Origin of the sequence: Erythrobacter sp. A6_0 (assembly GCF_017744235.1) — a bacterium.
Lineage (GTDB): Bacteria > Pseudomonadota > Alphaproteobacteria > Sphingomonadales > Sphingomonadaceae > Qipengyuania.
The window spans coordinates 526434-553352 of sequence record NZ_JAGHQR010000002.1; the positions used below are offsets into that span (position 1 = coordinate 526434).

26 protein-coding genes are annotated in these 26919 nt (G+C 63.2%); 5 read left to right on the top strand and 21 right to left on the bottom strand.

The window, feature by feature from the left end; genetic code table 11:
- Positions 1-28 precede the first annotated feature (28 nt).
- The 8 genes from J7347_RS08250 to J7347_RS08285 form a co-directional block, all read right to left on the bottom strand.
- The gene (locus J7347_RS08250; RefSeq protein WP_209161612.1) at positions 29-1795 is read right to left on the bottom strand and encodes a hypothetical protein; all 1767 of its coding nucleotides are present in this window, start codon (positions 1793-1795) and stop codon (positions 29-31) included.
- A 66-nt stretch (positions 1796-1861) separates the two neighbouring features.
- Entirely contained in the window at positions 1862-2248 is a 387-nt protein-coding gene (locus J7347_RS08255; protein WP_067682903.1) for a hypothetical protein, read from the bottom strand.
- The gene (locus tag J7347_RS08260; RefSeq protein WP_209161613.1) at positions 2238-3572 is read right to left on the bottom strand and encodes a FliI/YscN family ATPase; all 1335 of its coding nucleotides are present in this window, start codon (positions 3570-3572) and stop codon (positions 2238-2240) included. Before J7347_RS08260 ends, J7347_RS08255 begins: the two co-directional genes overlap by 11 nt.
- Positions 3560-4138 (bottom strand): FliH/SctL family protein, encoded by a 579-nt coding sequence (locus J7347_RS08265; protein WP_245173908.1) that lies wholly within the window; start codon positions 4136-4138, stop codon positions 3560-3562. Before J7347_RS08265 ends, J7347_RS08260 begins: the two co-directional genes overlap by 13 nt.
- Positions 4131-5189, bottom strand: a complete 1059-nt coding sequence (gene fliG, locus J7347_RS08270; RefSeq protein WP_209161615.1) for a flagellar motor switch protein FliG — start codon at positions 5187-5189, stop codon at positions 4131-4133. The genes J7347_RS08265 and fliG overlap by 8 nt, the downstream gene beginning before the upstream one ends.
- Positions 5186-6811, bottom strand: a complete 1626-nt coding sequence (gene fliF, locus J7347_RS08275; protein WP_209161616.1) for a flagellar basal-body MS-ring/collar protein FliF — start codon at positions 6809-6811, stop codon at positions 5186-5188. The genes fliG and fliF overlap by 4 nt, the downstream gene beginning before the upstream one ends.
- 3 nt (positions 6812-6814) lie before the next feature.
- The gene (gene fliE, locus J7347_RS08280) at positions 6815-7195 is read right to left on the bottom strand and encodes a flagellar hook-basal body complex protein FliE (RefSeq protein ID WP_067682895.1); all 381 of its coding nucleotides are present in this window, start codon (positions 7193-7195) and stop codon (positions 6815-6817) included.
- The gene (locus J7347_RS08285) at positions 7192-8478 is read right to left on the bottom strand and encodes a sigma 54-interacting transcriptional regulator (protein WP_209161617.1); all 1287 of its coding nucleotides are present in this window, start codon (positions 8476-8478) and stop codon (positions 7192-7194) included. The genes fliE and J7347_RS08285 overlap by 4 nt, the downstream gene beginning before the upstream one ends.
- A gap of 219 nt (positions 8479-8697) precedes the next feature.
- On the opposite strand from J7347_RS08285, the gene J7347_RS08290 reads away from it, so the two are divergent.
- The 4 genes from J7347_RS08290 to J7347_RS08305 all read left to right on the top strand — a co-directional run bounded on the left by J7347_RS08290 (position 8698) and on the right by J7347_RS08305 (position 12763).
- Positions 8698-9522, top strand: coding sequence for a flagellin (locus tag J7347_RS08290; RefSeq protein WP_209161618.1), 825 nt, complete (start codon positions 8698-8700; stop codon positions 9520-9522).
- 407 nt (positions 9523-9929) lie between these two features.
- A complete protein-coding gene (locus J7347_RS08295) occupies positions 9930-10754 on the top strand; it encodes a flagellin (RefSeq protein ID WP_209161619.1) in 825 nt (274 codons plus the stop codon).
- Positions 10755-10932: 178 nt separating this feature from the next.
- Complete coding sequence (locus J7347_RS08300) at positions 10933-11499, top strand: PilZ domain-containing protein (RefSeq protein ID WP_209161620.1); 567 nt, start codon at positions 10933-10935, stop codon at positions 11497-11499.
- A 115-nt stretch (positions 11500-11614) separates the two neighbouring features.
- Positions 11615-12763, top strand: a complete 1149-nt coding sequence (locus tag J7347_RS08305) for a CaiB/BaiF CoA-transferase family protein (RefSeq protein ID WP_209161621.1) — start codon at positions 11615-11617, stop codon at positions 12761-12763.
- A gap of 7 nt (positions 12764-12770) precedes the next feature.
- Here the strand turns inward: J7347_RS08305 and ligD are convergent, their stop codons facing one another.
- The 12 genes from ligD to J7347_RS08365 all read right to left on the bottom strand — a co-directional run bounded on the left by ligD (position 12771) and on the right by J7347_RS08365 (position 24606).
- The gene (gene ligD / locus J7347_RS08310) at positions 12771-15281 is read right to left on the bottom strand and encodes a DNA ligase D (protein WP_209161622.1); all 2511 of its coding nucleotides are present in this window, start codon (positions 15279-15281) and stop codon (positions 12771-12773) included.
- 1 nt (position 15282) lies between these two features.
- Positions 15283-16119, bottom strand: coding sequence for a Ku protein (locus J7347_RS08315; RefSeq protein ID WP_209161623.1), 837 nt, complete (start codon positions 16117-16119; stop codon positions 15283-15285).
- A gap of 83 nt (positions 16120-16202) precedes the next feature.
- Entirely contained in the window at positions 16203-16508 is a 306-nt protein-coding gene (locus J7347_RS08320) for a hypothetical protein (protein WP_209161624.1), read from the bottom strand.
- Entirely contained in the window at positions 16505-17515 is a 1011-nt protein-coding gene (locus J7347_RS08325; protein WP_209161625.1) for a response regulator, read from the bottom strand. Before J7347_RS08325 ends, J7347_RS08320 begins: the two co-directional genes overlap by 4 nt.
- Before the next feature lie 32 nt (positions 17516-17547).
- A complete protein-coding gene (locus tag J7347_RS08330; RefSeq protein ID WP_209161626.1) occupies positions 17548-17988 on the bottom strand; it encodes a chemotaxis protein CheW in 441 nt (146 codons plus the stop codon).
- Positions 17989-18037: 49 nt separating this feature from the next.
- Positions 18038-18400 carry a response regulator gene (locus J7347_RS08335; RefSeq protein ID WP_209161627.1) on the bottom strand — a complete coding sequence of 121 codons (363 nt, stop codon included), beginning with the start codon at positions 18398-18400 and terminating at the stop codon, positions 18038-18040.
- A 28-nt stretch (positions 18401-18428) separates the two neighbouring features.
- Entirely contained in the window at positions 18429-18980 is a 552-nt protein-coding gene (locus J7347_RS08340) for a chemotaxis protein CheD (RefSeq protein ID WP_209161628.1), read from the bottom strand.
- A complete protein-coding gene (locus tag J7347_RS08345; protein WP_209161629.1) occupies positions 18977-20011 on the bottom strand; it encodes a chemotaxis response regulator protein-glutamate methylesterase in 1035 nt (344 codons plus the stop codon). Before J7347_RS08345 ends, J7347_RS08340 begins: the two co-directional genes overlap by 4 nt.
- On the bottom strand, positions 20011-20868 hold the full coding sequence (locus J7347_RS08350; RefSeq protein WP_209161630.1) for a CheR family methyltransferase: 858 nt from the start codon (positions 20866-20868) through the stop codon (positions 20011-20013). Before J7347_RS08350 ends, J7347_RS08345 begins: the two co-directional genes overlap by 1 nt.
- Positions 20865-23144 carry a chemotaxis protein CheA gene (locus J7347_RS08355; protein WP_209161631.1) on the bottom strand — a complete coding sequence of 760 codons (2280 nt, stop codon included), beginning with the start codon at positions 23142-23144 and terminating at the stop codon, positions 20865-20867. The genes J7347_RS08350 and J7347_RS08355 overlap by 4 nt, the downstream gene beginning before the upstream one ends.
- A 16-nt stretch (positions 23145-23160) precedes the next feature.
- A complete protein-coding gene (locus tag J7347_RS08360; RefSeq protein WP_209161632.1) occupies positions 23161-23421 on the bottom strand; it encodes an STAS domain-containing protein in 261 nt (86 codons plus the stop codon).
- A 60-nt stretch (positions 23422-23481) separates the two neighbouring features.
- Positions 23482-24606: a methyl-accepting chemotaxis protein gene (locus tag J7347_RS08365; protein WP_348521589.1), complete on the bottom strand. Its 1125-nt coding sequence runs from the start codon at positions 24604-24606 to the stop codon at positions 23482-23484.
- Positions 24607-24660: 54 nt separating this feature from the next.
- Between J7347_RS08365 and J7347_RS13480 the strand changes: the two genes are divergently transcribed.
- A complete protein-coding gene (locus J7347_RS13480) occupies positions 24661-24948 on the top strand; it encodes a hypothetical protein (protein WP_348521590.1) in 288 nt (95 codons plus the stop codon).
- Between the two features lie 281 nt (positions 24949-25229).
- On the opposite strand, the gene J7347_RS08370 is transcribed toward J7347_RS13480, so the two are convergent.
- Positions 25230-26813, bottom strand: coding sequence for an acyl-CoA dehydrogenase family protein (locus J7347_RS08370; RefSeq protein WP_245173972.1), 1584 nt, complete (start codon positions 26811-26813; stop codon positions 25230-25232).
- Positions 26814-26919: the final 106 nt, after the last annotated feature.

The following is a 26919-nucleotide window of genomic DNA, read 5'->3' on the forward strand; positions in this document are numbered from 1 at the left end:
CCCTGTGTTTAAACGTGTCTATCTGTGGTCAGGCGTAGCGGCCGTCATCGCTGGCGGACGGACGGTCGGAAGCGGCGGGGTTGCGAGCATGAAGCGGCTGGCCTTCGGGCCGGGTGCGCTCGCGGCCCTGGCCCTCGCGCTGCGACTGCCCATTGTTCGAAGCGGCCTGACCCGAAGTGTCGGCGGTGCCGCGATCGGCTCCGGCAGCGGACTGGCCCGCACCATTGCCATTGGTATGACCCTGCGCCGCACCCTGCTGCGCTTCGAAGCTGCGCTGCGGGCCGCGATCGCCGGCAAGGGCGGCGGCGCGCTCATTGGCAAGCGCCGCGGCAAGGGCGCGCTGCGCCTCGCCATCCTTGGCTGCGACTTCGACCTGAAGCGTATCGCTGATCCGGTCGATGGCGATCGAAAGCTCGCCGAATTCCTTGTGCATCACAGCCATGGCCGCCGTCGGCACGACGCCGAAATCGCGGGCGGCGGAGAGGCGATCGACCATGCGGGCGATCGAGTCGATGGCTGCGAAGGCGTCGGGACGGGCAAGATCGGCGGCGCGCGTAATCGCCTCGGTCCCGGTCGGCGTACTGGCCGGAGCATTCGGCGCGGCGATCGCGGGTTCGACACGGGGCATCTCGGCAGGGGCAGCGAGACGGGTGGGAGCCTGGACGGCTTCGACCGGACGCGCGGTGTCCGCCTCGCCTTCGGTTTTCGCGGAAGCGACGGGTGCGAGGGCGGCGGCCTGGGCGACAGGGCCCGGCTTCGCATCGCTCTTGGCCACCATCGGGGAAAGCGCCGTCGCTGCGGCGGCGGTCTGCGCCCCGGTTTCGGACGAGGTCGCGAGGACGGCGCGGGTAGCGGGAACCGGCGCGGGTGTCGGAGCATCTTCGCCCGTGCTGAGAATACGGCGCGCAGTTTCGCTGGCCGACACCGGAAGGTCCACCACAGCAGCTTTCTCGACGCGTGCGGACATGGCCACCGAAGTCGTCGGTGCGGCTGCGATAGTGATGGCGGAAACCGGCGTGTCGGTGAGCGATTGCGTCGAGGCGGTCGACAGGGCCGAAGCGGCAGCAAGAGTGCCGACAGGCGACGCGGTAGCAACAGTGGCGAAGGGCGAAACGGCGGCAGGAATGCCGACAGGCGAAGCGGTCGTCGAGGCGGTCGACACAGCCGAAGCGGCAACAAGAGCGGCGACGGGCGAGGCAGCGCCAGGAGCGCCAAAAGACGAGGCGGCAGGAAGCGTTGCGAGGTTCGCGGCCGGAGAGATCTTCGATTCGACCGGCAGGACATTTGCTGTCGGCGTCGTCAAATCCGCCGCGGGATTCTGCGCAGATACCGAAGGCGTTGCCTGCGCTAGGGCCGCGCCTTGCGCCAGGCGCGCCGCGTCGAGGCGTCCGACGGGCAGTTCGACGATTTTCGCCGTCATGGAGGCCGGTGTGTCCAAGATAGTCTTGGGAGTGCCAGACGCATCAAGCGGTGCATCGTCTTCCGCCCCAAAAGCCTGCAACGAAGCGAGGCCCGGCAGCGAGACCGGCAAGACCGGCAAGACCGGCAAAATCTTGCCGCTTTCTTTGCCGCTTTCCTTGCCGCTTGCCGCCAGCGCTTCCTGAGCTGCCGGCGGAAGGAGGCCGACAGCTTTGCCGTCGCCTTCGATCGGCGCGATCTGGACCAATTGATCGAGCAGGTTCGCAAACCCGTCGAAAGCGCTCTTTCCAGCCTCTTCTTCGCCCGAAAATTCGGCGGAAAAGCTCAGCTTGGAAGGCGTTTCGAGCGAGGTCAGAAAGGAGAGCGAGTTGATCATCGTATATCCGTGTGGCTGTCACGGATATTCTATCAAGAAGCGTGCCAAACCGGCACGGCCCACCCTCTAAGACTGGGAAAGATGAGAGACGATGGCCTTGACCAGATCGCGGCGATCCTCGAACGCGCGCTTGCGTCGCCGTTCCGCCGCCGCCAGATCGCCCAGTGTCGCGTCGGATCTTTTCTCCGCTTCGGCGGCTTGTTTTGAACTTACGGCGACGAGATGTTCGAGCTGGTCCTGCATCGCCTTTCCGCTGCGCAGGTCCATGCCGGTCAGCGCATCGTCCTTTTCGGCGTAATAACGCGCCAGCGATCGGGTGCGCTCGGCCACCCCGAACAGACGTTCCCGCAGGGCTTCCGCCTCCGACGCCGCGAGCGCGGAGCGGCTTTTTTCGACCGTACGGACGCGCTCGATCAGTCTGGCGCGCTTCAGCTTGCGCTTGTCAGGCGGCATGGGCGAGCAATTCCAGCATCTGATCGGCCGCTTGCGACAGCGTCACCTGGTCTCGCGTTCCCTGCGACAGAAAATCGACCATGCGCGGATGCAGCGCGATGGCCTCGTCCAGCAGCTTGTCCGTTCCCGGGCGATAGGCGCCCATCATCACCAGATCGCGGTTCGCCTCGTAGGCTGCGGTCAGCGCGCGGAAACGGCGCGCGATCTTCTCGTGATCGGGCGGCACGATGTCGTTCATGACGCGGCTCAGCGATGCGCCGATATCGACCGCCGGATATTGTCCGCGCTGCGCGATCTCCCGCGAAAGCACGATATGTCCGTCGAGAATGGCGCGCGCCGTATCCACGACCGGATCGTTCTGATCGTCTCCATCGGCAAGGACGGTGTAGATGCCCGTTATCGATCCGCCGCTTTCGGCGGAGTTTCCGGCGCGTTCGATCAGCTTGGTGATCGTCGCCAGGGCGGAAGGAGGATAGCCCCTCGCCGCGCCAGGCTCGCCCAGCAGGATGCCGATCTCGCGCGCAGCGTGCGCCACGCGTGTGAGGCTGTCCAATATAAGGAGCACGCGCTTACCCTTGGACCGCAGATGTTCGGCCATGCTGGTCGCCAGCATCGCTCCGCGTAAACGCAGATTGGCTGCATGATCGGCGGGTACGGCCACGATGGCGGTGCGCGCGGCGCGTTCCCCGCCCATATAGCGGTTGACGAAATCGGAGACTTCGCGCGCGCGTTCCCCGATCAGGCCGACAACGATCGCATCGGCATCCGCCCCGTGGACGATCATGTCCATCAGCACCGATTTGCCGACGCCCGATCCGGCCATGATCCCGATCCTCTGCCCCACTCCGAACGTGGTCAGTGCGTTCAGAGAGCGGATCCCGACATCCATCGGTTCGGTCACGCTTGCCCGGTCGAGCGCATCGACCCGGTAGCCACCTGCGGGCCAGGACACGGTCGCGCCGACCGGCCCTTTGCCGTCGATGGGGCGCCCTGCCCCGTCCACCGAACGACCGAGAAAATCCTCGCCCACGGCCAGCATTCCGGGACTGCCTTCGGGCCTGACCACCGCACCTGGACGCAGCAGGACCGTATCGCCCAGCATCATCATCATGGTGTGGCCGTTGCGAAATCCGATCGTCTCGGCCCGATGTTCGACCCCGCGGCCCTGTGCGATGGCGCAGAGCGTGCCGATCGGAACGCCCAGGCCGGACACTTCGATCAAACCCCCGTCGCAGGCCACGACACGACCGAAGCGGCGCGGCGCGAGATCGAAACTCCCGCCGCCGGCGCATTCTTCCAGTGTCGCCTCTATCAGGGCACGCATGAATCGAGCGCCTCCGCAATTGCACGGCGCCATTGTTCGGGACCGTCCTCGACACCGCCATCCTCGGTTTCGACCCGCAGCCCTCCGCGCTCGACGCTGGGATCGGGCACGAGTTCGAGGGCATCGGAGACACTGTCCTTGACCAGCGCGAGATCGTCCGGGTGGATGAGGATCGTCCTCTCGTCATGGCGGCGCTGGAACATCGCCGCAGCCGCTTCGATCCGGCGAGCGAGCCCGTCTCGATCGAGCGCCAGCGGCAGAACCGCATCCTCGCAAAGGGCAAGAACGGTGGTCCTCAGATTTTCGCGCAACGCAAGCGCGCTTTCGGCATCGAAGCGGGCAAAGGCCAATTCGATACGAGCGCGCTCCTGACGTTCGCGCATCAGTTCCGCCTCGGCTTCGGAACGTGCGGCAGCGTGCCCTTCGCGATATCCAGTGCCATAGGCATCGGCGGCAGGATCGACCGCGACCGGTTCGGGAGCCTCCGCTTGCGGGGTCCGAGTATATCGTACACTCGGCGTGAATGCGCCGGGACGACCAAGGTCCGCGTAGGCGATCCTAGACATAGTCGTCGCCGCCATCGCCCATGATCAGGTCGCCGCTTTCGATCAGCTTCTTGGCGATCGCGACGATATCCTTTTGCGCCACGTCCACTTCCGATTTGCGAACCCGGCCGCGATTTTCGATTTCGTCGCGCAGGCCGTCGGCCGCGCGGCTCGACATGGCCGCGAAGAAGAGGTCGCGCTGCGGCTCTTCCAGCCCCTTCAGGGCCAAAATGAGGACGTCGCTTTCGACTTCGCGCAGAAGCGTTCCGATCATCTTCGTATCGAGCGCGAACAGATGCTCGAACTTGAACATCTCGTTCTCGAGTTCCTTGGCGAGATCCTTGTCGATCTCGCTGATCGAAGGCATCACGCGCTGTTCGACACTGCGATGCGAGCTGTTGATGATCTCCGCGGCCTGGCGAACCCCGCCCATGGTCAGCGGAATCGCACCGTGCAGCCTTTCGATCTTGGCGTTGAGAGTCTGTTCCAAGATGCCGATCGCCTGGCGCGAAACCGGGCCCAGCCGCGCCACGCGGTGCAGCACCGGAGTATGCAGATGCTCGGGCAGCGCCGAAAGCGCAGCCGCCGCCACGTCGCTGTCGAGCTGCAGGAGCAGCACTGCGATCGCCTGGGGGTGTTCGTCGGCCAGGATCTCGCCGATGATCTTGGGTTCCAACCAGCGCAACAGGCCGAGCGCCGGCTGGCTCATTTCCTGTTCCTGGGGCGCAACCTGACGCATCAGGTTTTCGGTCTTCACTTCGCCCACCGCGCCTTCCAGCATACGGCGTACATTGTCGATGCGGCCATGAGCGGAGATGCCCTTGCCTTCTGTCGAATGCGAGAAGCCTGCAATGGCATCGGAAATCGCACGCGGTTCGATTTCGCCCATTTCCACCATGGTGGTGGCGATCTGGCGCAATTCGTCGGGCGTAAGCTGGGACAGGATGCGCGAGGCATCTTCTTCCGACAACAGCATCACCATGATGGCGGCCTTGTCGGCGCCCAGCAGCGCGGGCACCGCAGGTTCGGCGGAGAGCGCGGTATCCGGCTGGGGGATATCTGACTGGATCATGCCGGTTGTCCCTGCTGAGTATTGTCGGCGAGCAGGCGGCGCAGGGCGAGCACCGCGTCGTCCGGATTCTCACGCGCGATCCGCTGGGCGAGTTCGATCTGCGCATCGAGCGCTTCACGATCGAGGCCCGGCTTGCTTTCGGGAACGAAAGTTCCATCCGGTCCCTCGACCAGCAGCGTTTCGTCGCTCTCGCCTTCCTTGACCGGCTCCATCCGGCCCTTCAGCGCCTTGATCGCGGGGCGAACCGCCAGCAGCAGGACCAGCAAAACCGCCAAGATCGCGACTCCATTGCGCACCGCCATGGCGAACCAGCCGGTCTCGTAGAAGGGAATGACTTCCTCCTCGACCTTTTCGAACGGGCGCATGATCACGGTCACCTGATCGCCCCGGTCGGCCCGCGCGCCCACGGCGGCAGTGACCAATTCCTTGACCTTGTTGATATCCGCCGCGCTCGCCTTGGCCAGCGCCGCCTGGTCGATCGCCACGGCGACCGAGAGATATTTGATCGATCCCGGCGTCAGATTGGAGACCGAGACCTCGCGGCCCATCTCGTAAACACGCGTGGCGCTGCTCTCGCCCGTACCACCGGCCTCGGCCTGCTGGCCGTCTTCGGGAGCGCGCTGTTCGGCCTCCGCGTCGGCAGGAGGGGTGTTCGCGAGCACGCCGGGAATGCCGCCCGCCGGGCCGCCCGCAGTTTGAGATTGCTGCGTCGTCTCGCGGCGGATCGTGCCGTCCTTGTCGTAGCTTTCGCGCGCGGAGGTGACCTCGTTCATGTCGAGCTCGACCTGGACCTGTGCCGAGAACGCCTCGGTCCCGAACATCGGGGCGAGCAGCTGATTGACCTGCGCGTTGAGCTTGCTTTCGAGCTGCGCCTGAAGGTCGAGCCGTCCGCTATTGGGATCGCGCGGCTGGGTCAGAAGTTTGCCGTGCTGGTCCACCACCTTGACGGATTCCGTCCCCAGCCCCGGCACCGATGCGGCGACGAGGTTGGTGATGGCGGTGACCTGGCTGTCGGTTAGCTGGCGCCCGCGCGCCATGCGCACCATGACCGATGCCGAAGGATCGACATCTTCGCGCACGAAGACCGAGCGTTCGGCCTTGGCGAGATGGACGCGCACCGCCTCCACCCCGTCGATTTCCATGACGGTAAGCACCAACTCGCGTTCCTGCGCCGCCCGCAGGCGATCGCCTTCCAGCGTCCGGCTGGCGCCCATCGGCAGGTTTTCGAGCATCTGCTGCCCGCTTTCGGGCGCGGCGAGCGAACCGTCCGATGCGACCAGCATGCGCGCACGATACAGATCGTCCTCGCCCACCGTCAGCGCGCCGGAATTGTTGTCGATCGTGTAGGCGATGCCCGCCGTATCGAGCGTTTCGACCACGCTGGCACGTTCGGCATCGTCGAGCGAGGAATACAGCATGCGCTGCGGTGCCGGCGACATGGCCGCCCAGGTCAGCGCCAGAACGCCGAGGCCCGCCGTGCCGGCGAACCAGGGGAGCATCTTCTTTACGCCCGGCTGCGCCGTCAGCGCCTTGGCGCGATCGACGATCGTGCCGCCGCTGAGATTGGCCGACATGCCCCCGTTACCTTGTGCGGGCATCGTGGCGGGAACGAGGTCGCTCATCTATCAGATCCCCATTCGCATGGTTTCCTGGTACGCGGACAACAGCTTGTTGCGCACCTGGAGAGTTGCTTCGAAGGCCACGCCCGCTTCCTGGCGAGCCAGCATGACCTTGGCGATGTCGGTCGTCTCGCCGCGCTCGTAGGCTGCGGTAAGTTCGCCCGAGCGGCTCTGTGCCGCATTGACGCTGTCGAGCGCACCTTTGAGCGAATCTCCGAAACTGGTCGGCTGGGCCTGCGTTGCGCCAACGCCGCCTGCCTCGGTCGGCGCCGCCGGCTTGGCCTGGTGGAGATCGGTCAGAACCTTCGACCGATCGATGATCTGCTGGCGCATGGCGATGATCTGTTCGATCGATCCGCCGCCGCCGATGCCGCCTACCGGGTTCATCGTGCCGCTCCCATAGCGATGCCGGCTTCACGGAAGGACGCCAGACGATAGCGCAGGGTGCGCTCGCTGATGCCCAGCGCACGCGCGGCATTCGCGCGGTGTCCGCCGACCGATTCAAGAGTGTCCATGATCGCGCGCGCTTCGCTGAGCTTCACGATCTTCGAAAGTTTCGCCGGAGCGGCTTGGCCCTTCGCGTCGGCCACCGCCTCCATGGCGTCTGGCATGGTAGCGGCCGGGGCCGTCTCGCAGGCGACCGGGCGCGCGGCCATGTCGAACACGATGTGTTCGGGCGCGATCTCGCTCTGGCCCTGTGCAAGCAGAAGCGCGCGCCGCATCACGTTTTCCAGCTCGCGCACATTGCCGGGCCATGCATAGGCACGCAGCGTGTCGAGCGCGGCATCGCCGATCCACGGCATCGCTTCGCCCTTGGGTGCATGGCGCAGCAGCATGGTGAAGGCGAGCGGAGCGATATCAGCCGGACGCTCGCGAAGGGCAGGCATGCTGACGGGAAAGACGTTGAGGCGATAGAAAAGGTCGGCACGGAAGCGGCCCTGCTCGACTTCGTGGGGAAGATCGCGGTTGGCGCAGGCGATAATGCGTACGTCCACCTTCACCGGGCGGGTCGCACCGATGGGGACGACTTCGCCTTCCTGAAGCGCGCGCAGCAGCTTGGCCTGCAGCGACAGCGGCATCTCCGCGATTTCGTCGAGCAGCAGCGTACCGCCGTCGGCCGCGCGGAAGAACCCCTCGCCAGCGGCATTGGCGCCGGTGAACGATCCCTTCTCGTGACCGAACAGCATGGCTTCGAGCATGGTTTCGGGGATCGCAGCGCAATTGACGGCGATGAACGGCTTGTCCGCCCGGTCGCTGCGCGCATGGATAAAGGTCGACAGGACTTCCTTGCCGGTGCCGGTCGGTCCGTTGATCAGGACGGGAATTTCGGTGCGGGCCAGCCGATCGGCCAGCGCGATGATCGAAAGCATGGCGGGATCGGCGGCCACAGGGCCCTGACCGGCATAGATCATCGCGACCAGCGCGGCGATGCTGCTTTCGGCGTTGGGGTCCTTATAATAAAGAGTGCCGCCCTGCCCCGACCGCGAAAACGCCGCCGCGTCCGATCGCGCCACCACGATGCTGCGTGCATCCCGGTTCGCGCTCGTATCGCTGTCATCGGCCAGCGTAACCGGTCGCTTCATGAACAGCGACGACGCGATTCCGGCGAGCCGCGAGTCGAGCGACCCGTGCTTGCGCGAAAAACTCGTGGTCTTGGTCAGTCCGTGCATTGGTGCCCCCGATTGGAATGTCTTAACGACATGAAGGCTTTTGCCCCCTCGACGTCCAAGGAATGGATAATTTTAGACCTCGTATTTTTACGTAGTGGGCTGCGAAACCGGCAAATTTCTGCCCCGGCAAGGCTTAATACCCGGCAAGAATGGTCGGTCTGTGTCTCGGCTGCCGCATCCCGAGGGGGCAGTGATCGATAGACCAGAAGGATTTTTGCCATGAACGTGATCAACACCAATATCGGCGCGATGAAGGCCACCAACTCCGCCAACGCCGCCAGCAAGATGCTCGGTTCGGCGATGGAGCGCCTCTCGACCGGTAAGCGCATCAACTCCGCCAAGGACGACGCCGCCGGCCTCGCCATCGCCACCACCATGACCTCGCAGGTTCGCGGCATGAACCAGGGCATCCGTAACTCGAACGACGGTATCTCGATGGCGCAGACGGCCGAAGGCGCACTGAGCGAAGTCACCAACATGCTGCAGCGCGTTCGTGAACTGTCGGTTCAGGCCGCTTCGGAAACCTATTCCGCCGACGACCGCAACAACCTGCAGACGGAAATCGACGCGCTTCAGACGCAGATGACCAACGTCCTCACCAACACCGAATTCAACGGCAATAAGCTGTTCGACGGTTCGGCCGGTACCTCTGGCGTCGTGAAGATCCAGACTGGCGCGAACTCCACCGACACGGTCAGCATGACCTTCTCCGACCTCTCGGCCGTTTCGGGTGCCACCTACAGCGTGGCCGGTGCCGACGGTACGGCAGCGACCACCACGATGGCCACCGTCGATACGCAGCTCGACACCATCAGCAGCGCCCGTGCAAGCCTCGGTGCCTCGCAGAACCAGCTCGAATCCGCCGTCAACACCATGACAACCGGCGCGACCAACCTGTCCGACGCCCGTTCGCGGATCGAAGACACGGACTATTCGGCCGAGACGACCTCTCTCGCCAAGGCGCAGATCCTGAGCCAGGCTTCGAGCGCCATGCTGGCCCAGGCAAACCAGAGCCAGCAGAGCGTCCTGTCGCTGCTGCGTTAATAACACATCGATCACCCGATTGGCGAAAGGGCCCGTCACTCGAAAGAGTGGCGGGCCTTTTGGCATGTCTACTCCTAAAGCGGGGTTTCCTTGGTGCCCTCGTAATTCTACCAAAGCAGCTTTGCGGACGGAGCCAATCCGACATGTCGCTCGCGATCGGCGGGACCGAAAATTCGCTACGCATGGCTTGCGCTTAAGCCTTCCGCGGAAATTTTTTCAGCTTTCGGAAAGCGCAGCCATAAGATTGTTTTTAAAGGAAAATAAGGATCGCCTTGGCGGTCTTTTGGTTAACCGACGCGGGAAATTTGTAAACCATAGGGTTAAACCACGTTCGATCCTGCCGGTCTGGGTTCTGATCGCGGCGTCCAGACCGAAGCCGTGATCTATTAGATCAAAGGATTTTCGCCATGAACGTGATCAATACCAATATCGGTTCGATGAAGGCCGCCAACGCAGCGACCGCCGCCAGCAAGACGCTCGGCACTGCGATGGAGCGCCTGTCGACCGGCAAACGCATCAATTCCGCCAAGGACGACGCCGCAGGCCTCGCCATCGCCACCACCATGACCTCGCAGGTGCGCGGCATGAACCAGGGCATCCGCAACGCGAATGACGGCATCTCAATGGCGCAGACCGCCGAAGGCGCGCTGGGCGAGATCACCAACATGCTCCAGCGCGTCCGCGAACTGGCAGTCCAGGCCGCTTCGGAAACCTATTCCGGCGCCGACCGTGCCAATCTCCAGACGGAAATCACCGCGCTGACGGACCAGATGACCAACGTCCTCGCCAGCACCGAATTCAACGGCAACAAGCTTTTCGACGGGACCGCCGGCACCAGTGGATCGGTCCAGATCCAGACCGGTGCGAACGCTTCGGACACGGTGACGATGACTTTCAGCGATCTCACCCCGGTTTCCGGCGCGACCTACGACGTCACGGGTACGAACGGTACCAACGCGACCAACACTATGGCGACCGTCGATACGCAGCTCGGCGTCATCAGCGGCGCGCGCGCCGGTCTCGGTGCGGCGCAGAACCAGCTCGAATCCGCCATCAACACCATGACGACCGGATCGACCAACCTGTCAGATGCGCGCTCGCGAATCGAAGACACGGACTATTCGGCCGAGACGACCGCTCTCGCCAAGGCCCAGATTCTGAGCCAGGCTTCGAGCGCGATGCTGGCCCAGGCCAACCAGAGCCAGCAGAACGTCCTGTCGCTGCTGAAATAAGTTACGATCGGTCACCCGATTGGCGAAGGGGCTCGTCGCTCGAAAGGGCGGCGGGCCTCTACGCGTAGACGACGCTTTCGCTGACCAACCCGGACCCACTACGTAGGATTACGTAAGCCTCGGGAAGCCAACCTTGGGGATGATCTGGCAGATATCGAGCTGGAGAACCGGAACATCCATGCTTTCGACCGCTTATCAATCCCTGCCGGATCGTCCGGACTGTTCGCGCCGCGCACCGCGCACGAACATGTTCGTGATAGCCGACCTCGCCAGCACCACGGCGAGCGGGAAGGTCAAGATCCGCAACATGTCGGCAAGCGGCGCGATGATCGAAGGACCTGCCCTGCCGCCATCTTCCGCGCATTGCCGCATACGACGCGGCGGCCTCGAACTGGAAGGCGAAGTCGTCTGGGTGGTCGGCAATCGCGCAGGGATACGCTTCGATGGGACTGCCCATGTCGCCGACTGGCTGCCCAATGGAGGGCGCACCCAGAGCGACGTCGATCGCGCGGTCGCCGAAGCGAAGAACGGCTGTGCCACGCACCAGGCCTCCGAACCCCGCCAGCCCGCGCCGCTGATTTCCCGCCCGGTCGATGCCGATCAGGCCGCAGAAGTTGCAGACCAGCTCGAAAGGCTGGCCGATGCACTGTCTGGCGATGCCGAGGTCGTGATGCGCCACATGAACAGGCTGCAAGCGCTCGATCTCGCCGTGCAGACCCTTCGCAAGCTTGCCGATCAACGCTGATTTCTCGGTCGGAACGGCTACGAGCATCTCCAACTCTTGGCCCAGCCCGCCTGCACTGCCATGATCGCTCCCGAAAGCCCTCCAACGCGAAGTGGCTAACGATCGGGAGAAAGACATGGCCGGGCCGCTGACGGGATTGCGCATCGTGGAATTTGCCGGGATCGGGCCGGGTCCGTTCTGCGGCATGATGCTGGCCGATCACGGCGCTCAAGTGATCCGGATCGACCGCGCGAGCGGATCGCGTGGCGGATCCTCTCCGGTCAGCCGGGCGGACGTGCTGGCACGCGGACGCAAATCCATCGCGCTCGATTTGAAAAACGCCGAGGGCGTCGCGCTGGCGCGCAAGCTCTGCGCGACGGCGGACGGCGTGATCGAAGGGTTTCGCCCCGGCGTGATGGAGCGGCTGGGCCTTGGCCCCGACGAGCTGCTCGGCGACAACCCCAAACTCGTTTACGGACGGATGACCGGCTGGGGACAGACCGGCCCCTACGCGCCCTATGCCGGGCACGACATCAATTACATCGCGCTTGCGGGCGCACTGGCGCATTTCGGGCGCGAGGGTGAGAAGCCGACGCCGCCAATCAATATGGTCGGCGATTTCGGCGGCGGCGGGATGATGCTCGCCTTCGGGATGGTCAGCGCTCTGCTGAATGTCGCGCGCGGCGGGAAAGGACAGGTGATCGACGCCGCGATGACCGACGGGACGGCAGTGCTGATGGGCATGATCCACGGCATGAAGAATGCCGGGGTCTGGAAAGAAGAGCTGGGCGTCAACACGCTCGATACCGGCGCGCATTTCTACGACACGTACGAGACCGCGGACGGGAAATACGTTTCGGTCGGATCGATCGAACCGCAATTCTACGCCCAATTGCGCGAGCTTGCGGGACTGACCGAAGACCGGGATTTCGACGCGCAGCACGATCCGTCCAAATGGCCGACGCTGAAAGCCAAGCTGACTGACCTGTTCAAGACCAGGACCCGCGCGGAGTGGGACGCGCTGATGGAGCACACCGATGTCTGCTACGCGCCGGTGCTGACGATGAGCGAGGCGGCAGAACATCCCCACAACCGCGCCCGCGAAGCCTTCGTGACGATCGCCGACCACGTCCAGCCCGCCCCCGCCCCGCGCTATTCCGAAACCCGCCCCGAAACGCCCGAACCGGCTCCGATGCCGGGTGACGATAGCGAGGCGGTGTTGAAGGATATCGGCCTGAACGCGGACGAGATCGCGAGATTACGCGAAGCGGGCGCGGTCGGCTGAAGCGTATTCAGACGTCGGGCAGGTTCTGTTCGGCGAAGCCCCAGCCCGACAAGGCCTTGGATTGCGCGCGGTCGAGCAGGCGCTTCGCGTCACCGATGCGGAATTCCTGCGGGGTTGCCATGTCTTTCAGCTCGTTCCAGCTGACCGGCGCCGCCACCGGCGCGCCGCTGCGGGCGCGGACGGAATACGGGACGACCGCCGTCGCGCCGCGCTGATTGCGCAGCCAGTCGATGAAGATTTTCCCCTTGCGCTGGGCCTTGCTCATCGTCGCCGTGAAGCGTTCGGGCTGGGCCAGGCTAAGCGCTTCGGCGAAGCGGCTGGCGAAATCCTTGTGCCTTTCCCAATCGTGTCGCGGCGTAAGCGGGACGACGACATGCACGCCCTTCCCGCCTGAAAGCATGGCGAAGCTCGTAAGACCCAGATCGGCCAACCGGTCGCGAATGTCGCGCGCGGCCTTCTTGACGTCGCCGAAACCGAGCCCCTCGTCGGGATCGAGATCGAAGATCATCCTATCCGGCTTTTCGACATCGCCGGTGCGCGCAGCCCAGCCGTGGAACTCGATCGTGCCCATCTGCACGCATTGCAGAAGCCCGCGCCGGTCCTCGATATAGAGATAATCCTCATGCCCCCCGTCCTTCTCGCGGATGGGCACATGCAGCACGCCATCGCCCATGCCGCCGCTGTCGTGCTTCTGGAAGAAGCATTTCTTTGCCCGGCCCTGCGGACAGCGCACCAGGCTGATCGGACGGCGTGCGGCGAAAGGCAGCATCAGGCCGGAAACAGCCGCATAATAATCGGCCAGATCGCCCTTGGTCTCGCCGCCGTCGGGAAAGACGACCCGGTCGCGGCTCGAAATCTCCGGAAGCGTATCGTCTCGAGATTGAGCGACGGGCTTTTCAGGCACGACCTCCTCGGCTTTCTTATCGCTTCGAAGGCCCAGAAAACTTCCGTGGCGCACATTCCCGTCGGCGGTGAACTCGGCAAAGGCGATTTCGGCCACCAATTTCGGCGTGAGCCAGGTCACTCCGCGCGCGCTGGCCTTGTCCGTTTCGACCGGCGGCGTCTTGCGCTCCAGCCGCTTCATCTTCGCGGCCAGATCGTCCAGATCGTCGTTGGAAAAGCCCGTTCCGACATTACCCTTGTAAATCAGCTCCTCCCCCTCGTGCTGCGCGAGCAACAGCGAGGCGAAGGGCCGTCCCTTGGCGGACGATTTCTTCCACCCCACCACCACGAATTCCTGCCGCCGCGTGCATTTGACTTTCACCCAGCCCTTGCTGCGCCGCCCCTTGTAAGGCGCGCCGACGAGCTTGGAGATGATCCCCTCCTGCCCCGCATCGCACATCGCCCGGTAGAGCTTCTCGCCCGCGCCGATGACGTGGTCCGCGACATGGATCGGCGGCTCCGCCTCGGCCAGCAGCGCTTCGAGGCGTTCCTTGCGCTCGATATTGGACATATCTGACAGGTCCTCGCCGCCGAGTTCGAGCAGATCGAAGGCGTGCAGCGCCAGCTTATCGCCCTTCGCCTGCGCGCCCTTCCCACGCTTCAGGACCTTTTGCAGGGTAGAAAAATCGGGATTGCCGGAGCTGTCGTAAGCGACGATCTCGCCATCGATCAGGCAGCTCGGCAGGTCGAGTTCGGCCAGTGCTTCTATCAGAGGCGCGAATTTGTCGGTCCAGTCTTTCCCGCTGCGCGTGTAGACGCGGACGTCTTCGCCCTTTGCGGCGACGAGCGCGCGGTAACCGTCGAATTTGATCTCGTGCATCCAGCGATTGCCGGTCGGCACGTCGTCGACCAGCGTGGCGAGCTGGGGCTTGCGGAATTTCGGAAGCGGCGCATCCGGTCGGGCACGTTTGGCCTTGCCCGCATTGCGGTCCGACGCCTTTTCCATCTGTTCGAGAAAGGCCTGTTTTCCTTTCCCTTCGAGCGAATATTCGCCCTCCTTGTCGGCGGCGATTTCCGCCATCGAGCGACCGGTGAGGACGCTCGTCAATTCGCGGTCGACCAGAGCATCGCCCTCTTCGGCATGCTCGTCGTCCAGCTTGCGCAGCAGCCAATTCTCGCGTTTTTCACCCGATTTCTTTTTCAGGCGGATCAGCAGCCATTCGCCCTTCATGCGCTCGCCATCGAGAGTGAAATGGAGATGGCCCTTATCGATATCCTTGGCGCTCTTGCCCTCGACCGGCGCCCAGCTCCCGCGATCCCACAGCATCACGGTGCCGCCGCCATATTCGCCCTTGGGGATCGTGCCTTCGAATTCGGCATAGGCCATCGGGTGGTCCTCGGTCCGCACCGCCAGCCGCTTGATATCGGGATCGGGCGACGGGCCTTTCGTCACCGCCCAGCTTTTGAGGACCCCGTCCACCTCCAGCCGAAGATCCCAGTGCAGCCGCGTCGCATCGTGCTTCTGGACGATGAAGAGATCGCCGCTCTCGCTCGGTTTGGCCTTGCCCGCAGGCTCGCTCGTCTTCGCGAAATCGCGCTTCGCGTTATAGGCGCCGAGCGGATCGGTCTTCGCCATGTCAGGCGGACTTCTTGGCCTTGCTCTTGGATTTCGAGCTGCCCTTGTCGTCCCCAACCGATTTCTTCAGCGCCGCCATCAGATCGATCACGTTGCCGCCCGAACCGCCCTCGGGCTCGTCGACGTCTTCGATCACCTTCTTGCCGCTCTTCGACTTTGCCTTCTTGTCGATCAGCTTCTTCAGCGCCTCGACATAGCGATCCTCGAATTCGCCCGCATCGAAGGGGGCGCTTTTCTGGTCGATCAGCGTTTGGGCGAGGTCGAGCAATTCCTTCTTGGGCTTTGCCTCTTCGATCTCGGAGAAGAAGGACTGGCCCTTCCTCACCTCGTCGGCATAGCGCAGCGTTTCGAGGAGCAGGCCCTTGCCGCATGGTTTCAGAGCGACGAGCTTTTCGCTCCCCCTGATCGAGAGCTGCCCCAGCCCCACCTTGCCCGCCTTGCGCAGCGCTTCGCGCAGCACGATGAAGGCTTCTTCCGCCAACTCGTCCTTGGGCGCGACGTAATAGGGTTTTTCGAAATAGAGCGGGTCGATCTCGCACGCATCGACGAACTGGACGAGTTCGAGCGTGCGCTTGCTCTCGATCTTGACCGCTTCGATCTCTTCGTCGTCCAGAAGGACGTATTCGCCCTTCGAAACTTCGTACCCCTTGATGATATCGTCGCGGTCGATGGGCCCGATGCCGGGCACGACCTTTTCATAGGAGATGCGCTTGCCGCTTGGCTCGTGGATCTGGTTGAAGCGGATCTTGGCGCCGGATTTCGTCGCGCTGTACATTTCGACCGGGATCGAGACGAGCGCCAGCCTGATCTGCCCCTGCCAATAAGCCCGTGCCGCCATATCCCGTTTCCTCGCGCGTCTGTCCTTCAGCCGGATAAGCGCGCAGGCTGAGCGATAGGTTCCTCGCAGGCGCAAAGGCGCAATCAGTTATTTGCCGCCTCCGCCCGCGCGGAGCGGAGCCGCTGCGCCATATCCTCCAGCCCCACGAAGACCTGCTCCTCGTCTGTCTGCCCGCTTTCGAGCACGCTCGCGACGGAAAGCTGGATCTGCGTAACAAGGTCGACCTTTTGCAGGCTTTCCATGTGCGCGCGGATAACCGCGGGATCGCGCGCCAGCTCATAGGCGAGATCGTTGAGCAAGCGCGAGGCGATCCGCAGCTCTTCGGCCAGAGCGATATGAAGCGGGTCCGCGCCCTGAGTATCGGGAATGGCAAATTTCTCCTGGATCATTTCGCACACGCCTTCATGACTTCAGCAGCGAGTTGCCCGTCGGGGACCGGCTGGACAGCCTGCCCGCGTTTCAACTCGTATCCCCCGGAGCCGTTAGCGCGGAATACGTGCGAGCGCGCTTCGCCAAGCACGCTGGCCGCGCGATCGGCATCTTCACCCGGAGCGGAGAAGACCACGCCGACCGCTTCCGCGCCGGCCGCCTTGGCAGCGGAGGCGAACAGCAGCGATGCGCTGGGCCGCGCCCCGCCGACCGGGTCGCGCGCCATCAGACGACAGCGGCCACCGGGCCAGGCGTCGATCACCACGTGCTGGTCCGATCCGGGCGAAAGCAGGATCTTGCCCTGCTCCATCGCCGCTCCATCGCTCGCGATCGAAACCGACGGGGCAATTGTGCCTTCGAGTTCTTTCAGCAGCGCATCCACCGCCGCCTGGTCGACGTTCTGGAGCGCCACCAGAATTGGCGGGCAATTGTCCGGAAGCGTCGCCAGAAAGCCCTTCAGTGCGCCCACCCCGCCGCTTTCGCTGCAAGCCAGGAGCAGCCTCCCGTTCCAGTCAATCGGCGAAATCGCGGGATTGGATGAAGCCGCCGACGCATCGATCTTGGTGAGTTCGCTCTCGCGAGCGGTCTTGATGCAGGCGGCGACCTCTTCGATCACCTTTTTCATCATGTCGGGAGGGCCGACGGGCTTCGGAAAGCAGCCGATCGCGCCCAGACGCTTGGCTTCTTCCGTATCTCCCGCACCGTCGGAGGTTCGGGTCGAGAACATGATCACCGGCATGGGCTTGGTAGTCATGAGCTCTTCGAGAAAGGCGATCCCCGACATTCCCGGCATCTCGACGTCGAGCGTCAGGACGTCGGGGCGCAGCTCGGCGATCTTCGCGCGCGCCTCATCGGCGCCATCGGCCTCTCCCACGACGACGATATTTCGGATTTCTTCCAAAGCCGAAGTGATGAGCGTTCGCATCATGCGCGAATCGTCGACGACCAGAACTCGTGTTTCAGACATTTCGGGATCTTTCGATGGACGGCGGATTCAGGTCAGGCAGCGTCGGCGAGGGCGGGCGTGTTCGCGAGGCGATCCAGCGCGATGACCGAGATCACTCGATCGTCGACCGTGGCCAGCGCTTCGAGCATGGTCTGGGTCTGCGACTCGTTCGAACTCGGCGGCGGCTGCAACTGGTCCTGAGACACGGTGACGATATCGTTGACCGCGTCCGCGATAATGCCCTGAAGCTGATCGTTGATCGAGGTGACGATGATGACATGCCGTTCGTCGGTTTCGGTCGCGCCCCAGCCCAGCTTGGACTTGAGATCGATCACCGGCAGCACCACGCCGCGCAGGTTTACCACGCCGCGCACATGCGCATCGACATTGGGGAGCGGAGTTGCAGGCGACCATGCCCGGATTTCCCGAATGGCCATGATATCCATTCCAAGGGTCTGGCCATTGATCTGAAAGGTGATGAGCTGACGGTTCATGAGCGATATCCTGTCGGTGATGCGATCTGTTGACGAATGGGCGAGCCGTTCAGTGAAGGACGCGCCTTATGGCTGCCGCCAGCTTGTCGGGCTGGAAGGGCTTCACGATCCAGCCGGTGGCACCGGCACTGCGCGCGCGCTGCTTCTTTTCGTCGGAACTCTCGGTGGTCAGGACGAGGATCGGCATTTCGCGGCAGCCATTGCCGCGCACAGTCTCGATCAACCCGAACCCATCCATACGCGGCATGTTGATGTCGGTGATCATCAGGTCGGGCGTCAGCCCTTCCAGCTTTTCGAGGGCATGGACGCCATCTTCCGCCTCTTCGATCTCGTAGCCGAGATCGGTCAATGCGGCGCGCAACAGCATGCGCATACTGGGCGAATCATCGACTGTGAGTATCGTCTTTGCCACCGGATGGTCCTCGTTTCGGTAAGATGGATCAGAAAAATTCAACGTCGCCTCCCTCGGTCTCGGCCGCTTTGGGAATGGACGCTGTCGGGATCGGCTGCGGAGGCGCCGAATTGATCGTGCGACAGCGCGACAGGCCAAGACCCGGTCGGAAATCCACGCGACGCGCCAAGGTGCCGCCCACGTCCTCTCCGACCAGGGGGATTTTTTCGTTGCGCAGGAATTCGCGCGCAAACGCGATGTTCGATGCGCCGATATCCTGAAAGGCGGCATGCATGCGCCCGCCTCCGAAGATGCGCGCCTTGAGACGATGGCGCATCGCGCCGACCCGCAACATGTCGTTGATCAGGACTTCCATAGCGTGGACGCCGTACCGCTGGAATGTTCCCGGATTGGCGTCGGTGCCGGTGGCGAGAAGATAGTGATTGAGCCCTCCGATCCGCGCAAACGGATCGTAGAAACAGGTCGCGACGCAGCTTCCAAGGATCGTGGTAAACACCACGTCGTCATCGCCGCTGACGCGGGCTTCCCCTTGCGCGACCGTAATCTTGCGCAGGCCATCGCTCGATCCGGCGCGCGTCATGCCCGACACCATTCGAGAGCCCTGGCGCCGATCTTGCGGAGCGAAAGCTGCTCCGTAACCGCGCCGCGGGCGTGGGCTTCTGCGGGCATGCCGTAAACGACGCTGCTCGCGCGGTCCTGTCCCAGAGTCATCGCTCCAGCCTGTCGCATTGCGAGAAGTCCGGCTGCCCCATCATTGCCCATTCCGGTCAGGATCATGCCGAGGGCGTTGGGCCCCGCATAGCGGGCCAACGAATGAAACAGACGATCCACCGAAGGACGATGGCCGTTGACCTTGTCCCCTTCGAGCAATCGGCAGTGAAGGCGTGCCGAGGAGCCCGCAATTTCGAGATGTTGCAGGCCGCCAGGCGCAAGCAAGACCTTTCCGGGCGTAAGCACTGCCCCCGGACGCGCCTCTTCGACCTTGGGCGGGCACAACCGGTCGAGGCGATTGGCAAAGCTCTTGGTGAAGGTTTCGGGCATGTGCTGAACGATAACCGTCGGCGGGCAGTCGGCCGGAAACTGGCGCAGGATTTCGATCAGCGATTCCACTCCGCCGGTCGAGGCGCCGATGCCGATCAGGCTGTTCGGGCGCGCACGGTAGCCTTCTACAACCTTTTGCGTGGTGGCGCGCCGCTGGCCGAAGCCGGCCGAATTGCGGGCCTGCGCAGCGGTAAGAACGAGGTCGATCAGGGAAGACTTCGATCCGCCATCGCGCCGGGCAAGAAGATCGCTCTTGTCGAAACATCCGATTGCGCCGAGTTCCAGCGCGGTTAGGCTTTCCTCGGCTCCCTCGCTGGTGAGCGAGGACACCATGACCGTCGGCGTCGGACGCAGTGTCATGATCCGTTCGAGGAATTCGAGACCGGACATGCCGTCCATCTCGATATCGAGCGTTATCACGTCCGGATCGAGCGCCTTTATCATCTCGCGCGCTTCCTGCGCGCTCGACGCGACACCGATCACCGAAATCGCATCGCTGCGTTCCAGTTCGGCTTTCACCAGCTGCTGCATGGTGCGGGAATCGTCCACGATGAGGGTGCGGACGGCCATCAGGCGATCTTCCGGAACGATGTGCGGCCGACGCTTTCGAACTGGCCCGCAACCGAGGAATCGAGGCGTTCGGAATGGCCGATGCACAGGAGGCCTCCCGTCTCCAGCCTGTCGGCGAGACGGGTCTGCAACCGGGCCTTGGTCGGGCCGTCGAAATAGATCATCACGTTGCGGCAGAAGATCGCATCGAACTTCGTGCGGATCGGCCATTCCCCAAGCAGGTTCAGCGCGTTGATGGTGAGCGCTTCGCGCAGCATGGGATCGACCTGAAAGCCGGTACCGTGTTGCTTGAGCCAAACCTTGGCGAGGGGCGCAGGAACCGGTTCGACCGTGGCAGCCGGATAGGCGCCTTCGCGAACGGCAGCCAACGCCGTCCCGCAAACGTCAGTCGCCAAAAAGCGAAAATCCTTCGCCAACAGCTTTGCCGCTCCGCTGCGATCGGACCCGAACATGGCCATTAGCCACGTATAAGGCTCTTCCCCGGTGGAGCATGCGGCGGACCACAGCCGGACTCGGCCGCCCACTTCCAGCCGTGATTTCAGCTCGGGCCAGAGCAAGCGGTTGAAATCCTCGAAATGGTGGTTTTCGCGGAAGAAGAAGGTGTGATTGGTCGTCAACGCATCGATCATTCGTCCGCGTTCGGAACTGTCGGTGCCGATCAGGCGGATATAGTCCGCCACGCTATCCAGGCCGCAGGCTCGGACGCGCGGCGCAAGGCGACCGTAGACGAGTTGGGCCTTCGTCTCGGGCAGCAGGATACCGACCTCTCGGTAGGCGATATCCGCCACCGTGGCATGATCGTCCGGGCTGAAGGCGAATTCGCGCTGCCGGGGTGCGAGACTGGCGAGGGCGCTCATGCAGCTTGGGCCAATTTGGCCACACCACCGCGCGTGTTGCAATATCCGGCGACGAGCTCATGGGCGTCCACGATAAGCGCGACCATCCCGTTTCCGAGGATGGTAGCTCCCGCCACACCGTCGATCGGCTGGAAGTTCGCCTCCAGGCTCTTGACCACTACCTGGCGCTGATCGTTGATGGCATCCACCATCAAGGCGACCTGCCCGTTGTCGCTATCGACCACCAGAAGCACGCATTCGAACGGATCGCGTGGCTCATCGTCGATGCCGAGCGCCTGCGCGACCGAAATTATCGGCACGAAATTACCGCGAACGTTCAGCAAGGAGCTCGACTGTCCGTAGGCTTCGATCGTGTCCGGGGTGGGACGCACGTTTTCGATGACATGGGAAAGCGGGATGACCATGGTCTGGCCGCCGACCGTCACCACCATCCCGTCCAGAACCGCAAGAGTCAGCGGCAGGCTGAGCGAAAAGGTCGATCCCTTGCCGGGATTGGAGGAAATGGTGATCCGACCGCCGAGCGCCTGAATGTTCTTGCGGACCACATCCATGCCGACGCCGCGGCCGGAGATATTTGAAACCGTTTCAGCGGTGGAGAAGCCGGGCGCGAAGATCAGCTGGTCGATCTCCTCGTCGCTCAAAGCGGCGTCTCCATGGACGATCCCGCGCTCGATGGCACGCTCCAGAACCTTCGACCGGTTGATACCGCGGCCATCGTCGCTCACCGCGATCACGATGCGTCCCGACTGGTGGGTCGCCGACAGGCGGATGAGGCCTTCGGGGCTCTTGCCCGCTTCCAGGCGGCCTTCGGTCGATTCCAGACCGTGATCGACCGCGTTTCGGATGAGGTGCGTCAATGGTTCGCCGATGCGTTCGATGACCGTCTTGTCGACTTCGGTCATCTCCCCTTCGAATTCGATCCGGACCTTCTTCTTCGTTTCGGCCTCGAGATCGCGTATCAGGCGCGGGATGCGGCTGTAGACGGTCTTCATCGGCTGCGCGCGGATCGCCATGGTCGATTCCTGCAATTCGCGCGTCAGCAGCTCCAGATCGCTCAATTCATCGGCCTGCGCAGCATCGCGATCGAGCAATCTCTGCGACAGCATCGCCTGCGTGATCACGAGTTCGCCTACCAGGTTCATCAAACGGTCCAACCGGTCGAGATCGACACGGATGGTCTGTGAAACCGGGGGAGCAACGGGGGCCGGTGGCGCAGCTTGCGCGATCGGCGCGACCGGTTTCACCTCGGTCTGAGGCTTGCTCGCTTGGGCCACGGCATCGGATGGCGCAGCGACCGCTGGAGCTTCGACGGGGACGGCGGCAGGCTTTTCGACAGGTTCGGTTGCGCCTGTGGGGGCGCTTTCGGCTTCGGTTGCGTTTTCCGCGTCTTCGATTTGCGAAGCCGTAGGCGTCTCGACTTCGCCGGCGACATCACTGTCGGCCTCGATCGCGTTCGAAGCTGGGCCGTGCGTCAGGCTGTAACAATCGCCGTCGAGGAATTCGAACACCGCGCGGATCTCATCTTCGGCGAGCGATGACGGCATTTGCATCGTCCAGCGCAGATATCCGCAGGAAACGTCCAGCTTCTCGAGCGATGGCAGCGCATCGGTCAGACATGTGAGCCCCGTCGCGCCCAATCCATGCAGTTCGCGCAGGACCAGCAAGGGTTCACCGCCATTTGCGAACGCACCGGAGCCGGGCGTGTACTCGAGGTGCCAGCCTTCCTCGTGTGAAACAGTCGCTTGGTCGCCATCCACGCTCTCTTCGGCGGATCCAGCGCCGAAGTCGGGAAGATCGAGCATCGCCATGAGATCGTCGAACCCATCGCCGCCCTGCCCTTCATCCGTGGGAACGTCCGAGACTTCCTCGTCCGCGCCGGAGGCTTGGGCAGGTTCGGACGGTCCCTCGCACCGGGCGGTCAGCCGTTCGAGCATCGCGGCATCGTCCGGGGCCTCGACATGATCGCGTGCGCTGGTCACGTGATCGGAAAGGATGTCGAAGGCGCCAAGCAAAAGGGACAGCAGATCGTCATCGAGCGCGATTGCGCCACTGCGGACCAGGTCGAGAAGCGACTCGTACTGATGAGCGTAGGGTTGCAGCCGCTCCAGCCCGAATGCGCCAGCTCCACCCTTGATGGAATGGACGTGGCGGAAGATCGTGTTGATCGTTTCGGGATCACGCCCGCCGCCGCTCAGTTCAGCGAAGCAGGCTTCCAGGCCGACAAGACCTTCTTCGCATTCCTGAAAGAAGATCGCCTCGATTTCGTTCATATCCATCGTCAGGACCTATCGATCAATGGAGGATTGGGCCGTCGACACCGGCGAGGTTCGCCATGTCGGAGAGCGGGTCGGAGAAGCCTTCGATCGCGAAGGCAAGGCCTGCGTCCGTTGCGGTGTTCCGCCCTGCGAGAAGAACCTGCAGGCCGGCCAGGCCGATGCGCTCGACATTCGATGCGTCGATCGCGATTCGATCCTTCGCATTGATGCGTTCCAGAAGCGCTTCGGCGATCCGCTCCGCCTCTGCGGCGTTAATGACTGCGGGCAATTCGATCATCTTGCGCTCCTGGATTCGAGTTTCACATCGCCTGGCTGCCGGGGCCCGCTCTTGCCGAACCTAGAATTCCGACCAGTCATCCTCCGCCGCAACGGCTCCTCCACCTGCTACCGCACGTTTGGTAACCGACGGGTTAATTGCGGGGGCTGCCGGTGCCGGACGTGCGATCTTGGAGGCGCGGGCCTGCAATTGATGAACCGGATTGGTCGATCGGCTGCGCCGATTGTTATCTGCCGTCCGGAAGTGCGAGATGTGCTCGTTGAGCGCCCGCGCCTCGTCCGCCAGATTGCGTGCCGCAGCAGTGGCCTGCTCAACCATGGCCGCGTTTTGCTGCGTGACCCCATCCATTTCGGACACGGCGGTATTGATCTGCTGAAGGCCGGTGGATTGCTCGTTCGCAGAGCTTGCGATGCCACCCACCAGATTGGCGATCTCGGTAATGCGGGCGATGATTCGCTCGAGCGCCTCGCCAGCCTGGCTGACCAGTGCGACACCATGTTCGACCTGGTCGGTCGACGCCGTGATCTTTTCCTTCACATCCTTGGCCGCTTCGGCAGAACGCTGGGCCAGTGCGCGCACTTCGGACGCGACCACTGCGAAGCCCTTGCCCGCATCGCCCGCCCGTGCCGCTTCCACACCGGCATTGAGAGCCAGGAGATTGGTCTGGAACGCGATACCGTCGATCACGCTGATGATCGCGCCGATTTCGGTGGATGCGCGTTCGATCCCGTTCATCGAATAGACCGCGTTGCGAACGACCTCGCCGGATTTCTCGGCTTCGTCGCGGGTCTCGATGACGATGGTGTTCGCCTGACCGGCGCTGGCGGCCGCCTCGCGGACGATGCCGGTAATCTGGTCCATCGCCGCAGCGGTTTCCTCAAGGCTCGCCGCCTGTTGTTCGGTGCGTTGCGAAAGGTCGTCGGATGCCTGACGGATGTCGTCGGAACCGTTACCGATGCTGTTGGCGGAATCCGTGATGGCCGCCATGGTTTCGCTGAGCGCTTCGAGCGCACCGTTGAAATCCTTGCGCAATTGTTCGAAATTTTCCGGAAATTCCTTGTCGATGCGATAGGTCAGGTCGCCCGCAGCCAGTCTCTCCAGTCCCTTGCCGAGATCCGATACGATGCGCTGGCTGTTTTCCGCGTCCTCGCTCACCTTTTCGGCGTTGCGGCGAAACACCGTCATCGCTCGGGCCATCCGGCCGACGCAATCGCGGTTATCGGTAAAAGAGACAGGGCTATGCAGATCGCCGTCGGCCATGGCTTCCATGCGCTCGACCGTTTCAACATAGGGGTCGCAGATCAGTTTCTTACACCACAAGCCGACCGCGAGGATCACGCCGATCTGTCCAAGATGAACAAACAAATAGGCCGTGGACAGACCATCGTGCAGAATTTTGGAGACGATAGGCACTGCCGCCAGCGCGACCAATATACCGATCACGATATCGAACTTGCGCCGCATGGGGGCGTGCCGGCGGAACCAGGTGAGCATTCGGGTATCTCCTTCGCTATCGCGACCGAGTGAAATTTGTTGTTTCGAATGCCCCCCCCAATCGCTGGGAAAAGAAAAAATCACGTTAATCACGCAATTCTCGAATTTGGGCGATGTCGGCAAATTTTTGGATTTAAATATCTGTCTAAAAAGGATATTTTTTTCAGACCACCCACGGCCTCACCGAAAAAACTTGGACAAAATCGACACCAAATTAACCATAGCGCCCTCGCGGGAGGCAATTCGGTCCAAAATTTTGGGAACCTTCGGAGCCTGTGCGCGTAATGCCGAGTCGCGCAGCCGCTTTGCGAATGTCAGCTGCCCGGCGCCGATCGTCTTGCGGCGTTCAAGAGCCCTCGCCCGATAACATGCGCCTGGATCTCTCCGGCACCTTCGAAGATATTCAATATCCGCGCATCGCACAGGACGCGGCTGATCTCGTATTCCAGCGCATAACCATTGCCGCCATGGATCTGCAGGGCGTTATCCGCCGCCGACCAGGCCGTGCGTGCCGCCAGCAGCTTGGCCATTCCGGCTTCGATATCGCACCGCTTGCCCCAATCTTTGCGCCGCGCGGCATCATAGGTGAGTTCGCGCGCCATGACGATTTCGGCGGCCATCACGGCAAGCTTGTCGGAAACGCGAGGGAAGCCGAGCAGGGGCTGGCCGAACTGGCTGCGCTGGACGGCGTAAGCCAGGCCGAGATCGAGCGCATTCCAGGCCACGCCGATGGCGCGCGCGGCGGTCTGGATGCGGGCTCCTTCGAAAGTGTGCATCAGCTGTTTGAAGCCTTTGCCTTCCTCTGCGCCCAGCAATCCGTCCTGCACAACCGCAAACCCTTCGAAGCCGAGCGTGTATTCGCGCATACCGCGATAGCCGAGGACCGCGATCTCCTCGCCGTCGATACCGGCATCGGGAAATGGATCGTCCTGCGTGCCGCGCGTTTTTTCCGCGAGCAGCATCGAAAGGCCTCCATGCCCGGGCCGGTCGGGATTGGTACGGACCAGTATGGTCATCAGATCGGCACGCGCCGCATGGGTGATCCATGTCTTGGAGCCTTGGATGCGCCAGCCTCCTGCGTCGCTGACTTTTGCCCGCGTCCGAACCGAGGCAAGGTCCGATCCCGCGTCCGGTTCGGTGAACACGGCGGTCGGCAGGATGCTCCCATCGGCGAGACGGGGGAGGAATTTGCGCTTCTGTTCTTGCGTACCGTTGGCAAGGATCAATTCACCGGCAATTTCCGATCGGGTTCCCAGCGAACCGGCACAGATCCATCCGCGCGACAATTCTTCCGAAACGAGACACATCGCCAGCTTGCCGAGGCCGAGGCCGCCGTGCTCGGCCGGAATACACACCCCGAACACGCCCAGCTCGGCCATTCCTTCGATCACTTCGGAAGGGATGAGGTCGTCCGCCAGATGCCAACGATGCGCATGGGGCGCGATCCGCGCTGCGGTAAAGCCGCGTATCTGCGATCGAATCAGGTCGAGCGTCTCGTCCCGAAAGCTTTCGCAAGGCCTTTCCCCCTCCGCCAGTCGACGGGCGAGATCGGCGCGGTTCGTCGCCGCATCCGGATTATTGAGGAACCGGTCGACCGCCGTGTCTCTGGCAAAGTCGGACGCTGCGTCGGCTAAACCGAATTCGGCAGGGCGGACGATTTCGGACTGGCTCATCGCGACGCCATGGGCGATCTGATTGCAGGTTTCGCCGAACCCGACGCGCAGGATCAATTCATCCATCGGAGTCCATTCGCCAGCGTCCCGAACGCTGCGCGCCCACGCGGCGGTGGCGGCCAGCGCCTCAGCCAAAGTCGCATACCATGCGAAACCGTGCAGCGCGCGTTGATGGCGGTCGGCACGCTCGGGCTCGACAGTTCCGGCAGGGGCGACGAACTGCATCGCTGCTTCGCGGATCGCCGAAACGAGGCATTCCGCCTTGCGCGCTACCCTATCCGCTTCCTCGACCCAGTCCGTCATCACTACCTCTCCGCCCATCCCTTCATCG

Excerpts from the sequence above, each read along its gene's own strand:
- J7347_RS08250 (WP_209161612.1), bottom strand. The coding sequence starts at position 1,795 with ATGATCAACTCGCTCTCCTTTCTGACCTCGCTCGAAACGCCTTCCAAG.
- J7347_RS08255 (WP_067682903.1), bottom strand. The coding sequence starts at position 2,248 with ATGCCGCCTGACAAGCGCAAGCTGAAGCGCGCCAGACTGATCGAGCGC.
- J7347_RS08260 (WP_209161613.1), bottom strand. The coding sequence starts at position 3,572 with ATGCGTGCCCTGATAGAGGCGACACTGGAAGAATGCGCCGGCGGCGGG.
- J7347_RS08265 (WP_245173908.1), bottom strand. The coding sequence starts at position 4,138 with ATGTCTAGGATCGCCTACGCGGACCTTGGTCGTCCCGGCGCATTCACG.
- fliG (WP_209161615.1), bottom strand. The coding sequence starts at position 5,189 with ATGATCCAGTCAGATATCCCCCAGCCGGATACCGCGCTCTCCGCCGAA.
- fliF (WP_209161616.1), bottom strand. The coding sequence starts at position 6,811 with ATGAGCGACCTCGTTCCCGCCACGATGCCCGCACAAGGTAACGGGGGC.
- fliE (WP_067682895.1), bottom strand. The coding sequence starts at position 7,195 with ATGAACCCGGTAGGCGGCATCGGCGGCGGCGGATCGATCGAACAGATC.
- J7347_RS08285 (WP_209161617.1), bottom strand. The coding sequence starts at position 8,478 with ATGCACGGACTGACCAAGACCACGAGTTTTTCGCGCAAGCACGGGTCG.
- J7347_RS08290 (WP_209161618.1), top strand. The coding sequence starts at position 8,698 with ATGAACGTGATCAACACCAATATCGGCGCGATGAAGGCCACCAACTCC.
- J7347_RS08295 (WP_209161619.1), top strand. The coding sequence starts at position 9,930 with ATGAACGTGATCAATACCAATATCGGTTCGATGAAGGCCGCCAACGCA.
- J7347_RS08300 (WP_209161620.1), top strand. The coding sequence starts at position 10,933 with ATGCTTTCGACCGCTTATCAATCCCTGCCGGATCGTCCGGACTGTTCG.
- J7347_RS08305 (WP_209161621.1), top strand. The coding sequence starts at position 11,615 with ATGGCCGGGCCGCTGACGGGATTGCGCATCGTGGAATTTGCCGGGATC.
- ligD (WP_209161622.1), bottom strand. The coding sequence starts at position 15,281 with ATGGCGAAGACCGATCCGCTCGGCGCCTATAACGCGAAGCGCGATTTC.
- J7347_RS08315 (WP_209161623.1), bottom strand. The coding sequence starts at position 16,119 with ATGGCGGCACGGGCTTATTGGCAGGGGCAGATCAGGCTGGCGCTCGTC.
- J7347_RS08320 (WP_209161624.1), bottom strand. The coding sequence starts at position 16,508 with ATGATCCAGGAGAAATTTGCCATTCCCGATACTCAGGGCGCGGACCCG.
- J7347_RS08325 (WP_209161625.1), bottom strand. The coding sequence starts at position 17,515 with ATGTCTGAAACACGAGTTCTGGTCGTCGACGATTCGCGCATGATGCGA.
- J7347_RS08330 (WP_209161626.1), bottom strand. The coding sequence starts at position 17,988 with ATGAACCGTCAGCTCATCACCTTTCAGATCAATGGCCAGACCCTTGGA.
- J7347_RS08340 (WP_209161628.1), bottom strand. The coding sequence starts at position 18,980 with ATGACGCGCGCCGGATCGAGCGATGGCCTGCGCAAGATTACGGTCGCG.
- J7347_RS08345 (WP_209161629.1), bottom strand. The coding sequence starts at position 20,011 with ATGGCCGTCCGCACCCTCATCGTGGACGATTCCCGCACCATGCAGCAG.
- J7347_RS08350 (WP_209161630.1), bottom strand. The coding sequence starts at position 20,868 with ATGAGCGCCCTCGCCAGTCTCGCACCCCGGCAGCGCGAATTCGCCTTC.
- J7347_RS08355 (WP_209161631.1), bottom strand. The coding sequence starts at position 23,144 with ATGGATATGAACGAAATCGAGGCGATCTTCTTTCAGGAATGCGAAGAA.
- J7347_RS08360 (WP_209161632.1), bottom strand. The coding sequence starts at position 23,421 with ATGATCGAATTGCCCGCAGTCATTAACGCCGCAGAGGCGGAGCGGATC.
- J7347_RS08365 (WP_348521589.1), bottom strand. The coding sequence starts at position 24,606 with ATGACGGTGTTTCGCCGCAACGCCGAAAAGGTGAGCGAGGACGCGGAA.
- J7347_RS13480 (WP_348521590.1), top strand. The coding sequence starts at position 24,661 with ATGCAGATCGCCGTCGGCCATGGCTTCCATGCGCTCGACCGTTTCAAC.
- J7347_RS08370 (WP_245173972.1), bottom strand. The coding sequence starts at position 26,813 with ATGCAGTTCGTCGCCCCTGCCGGAACTGTCGAGCCCGAGCGTGCCGAC.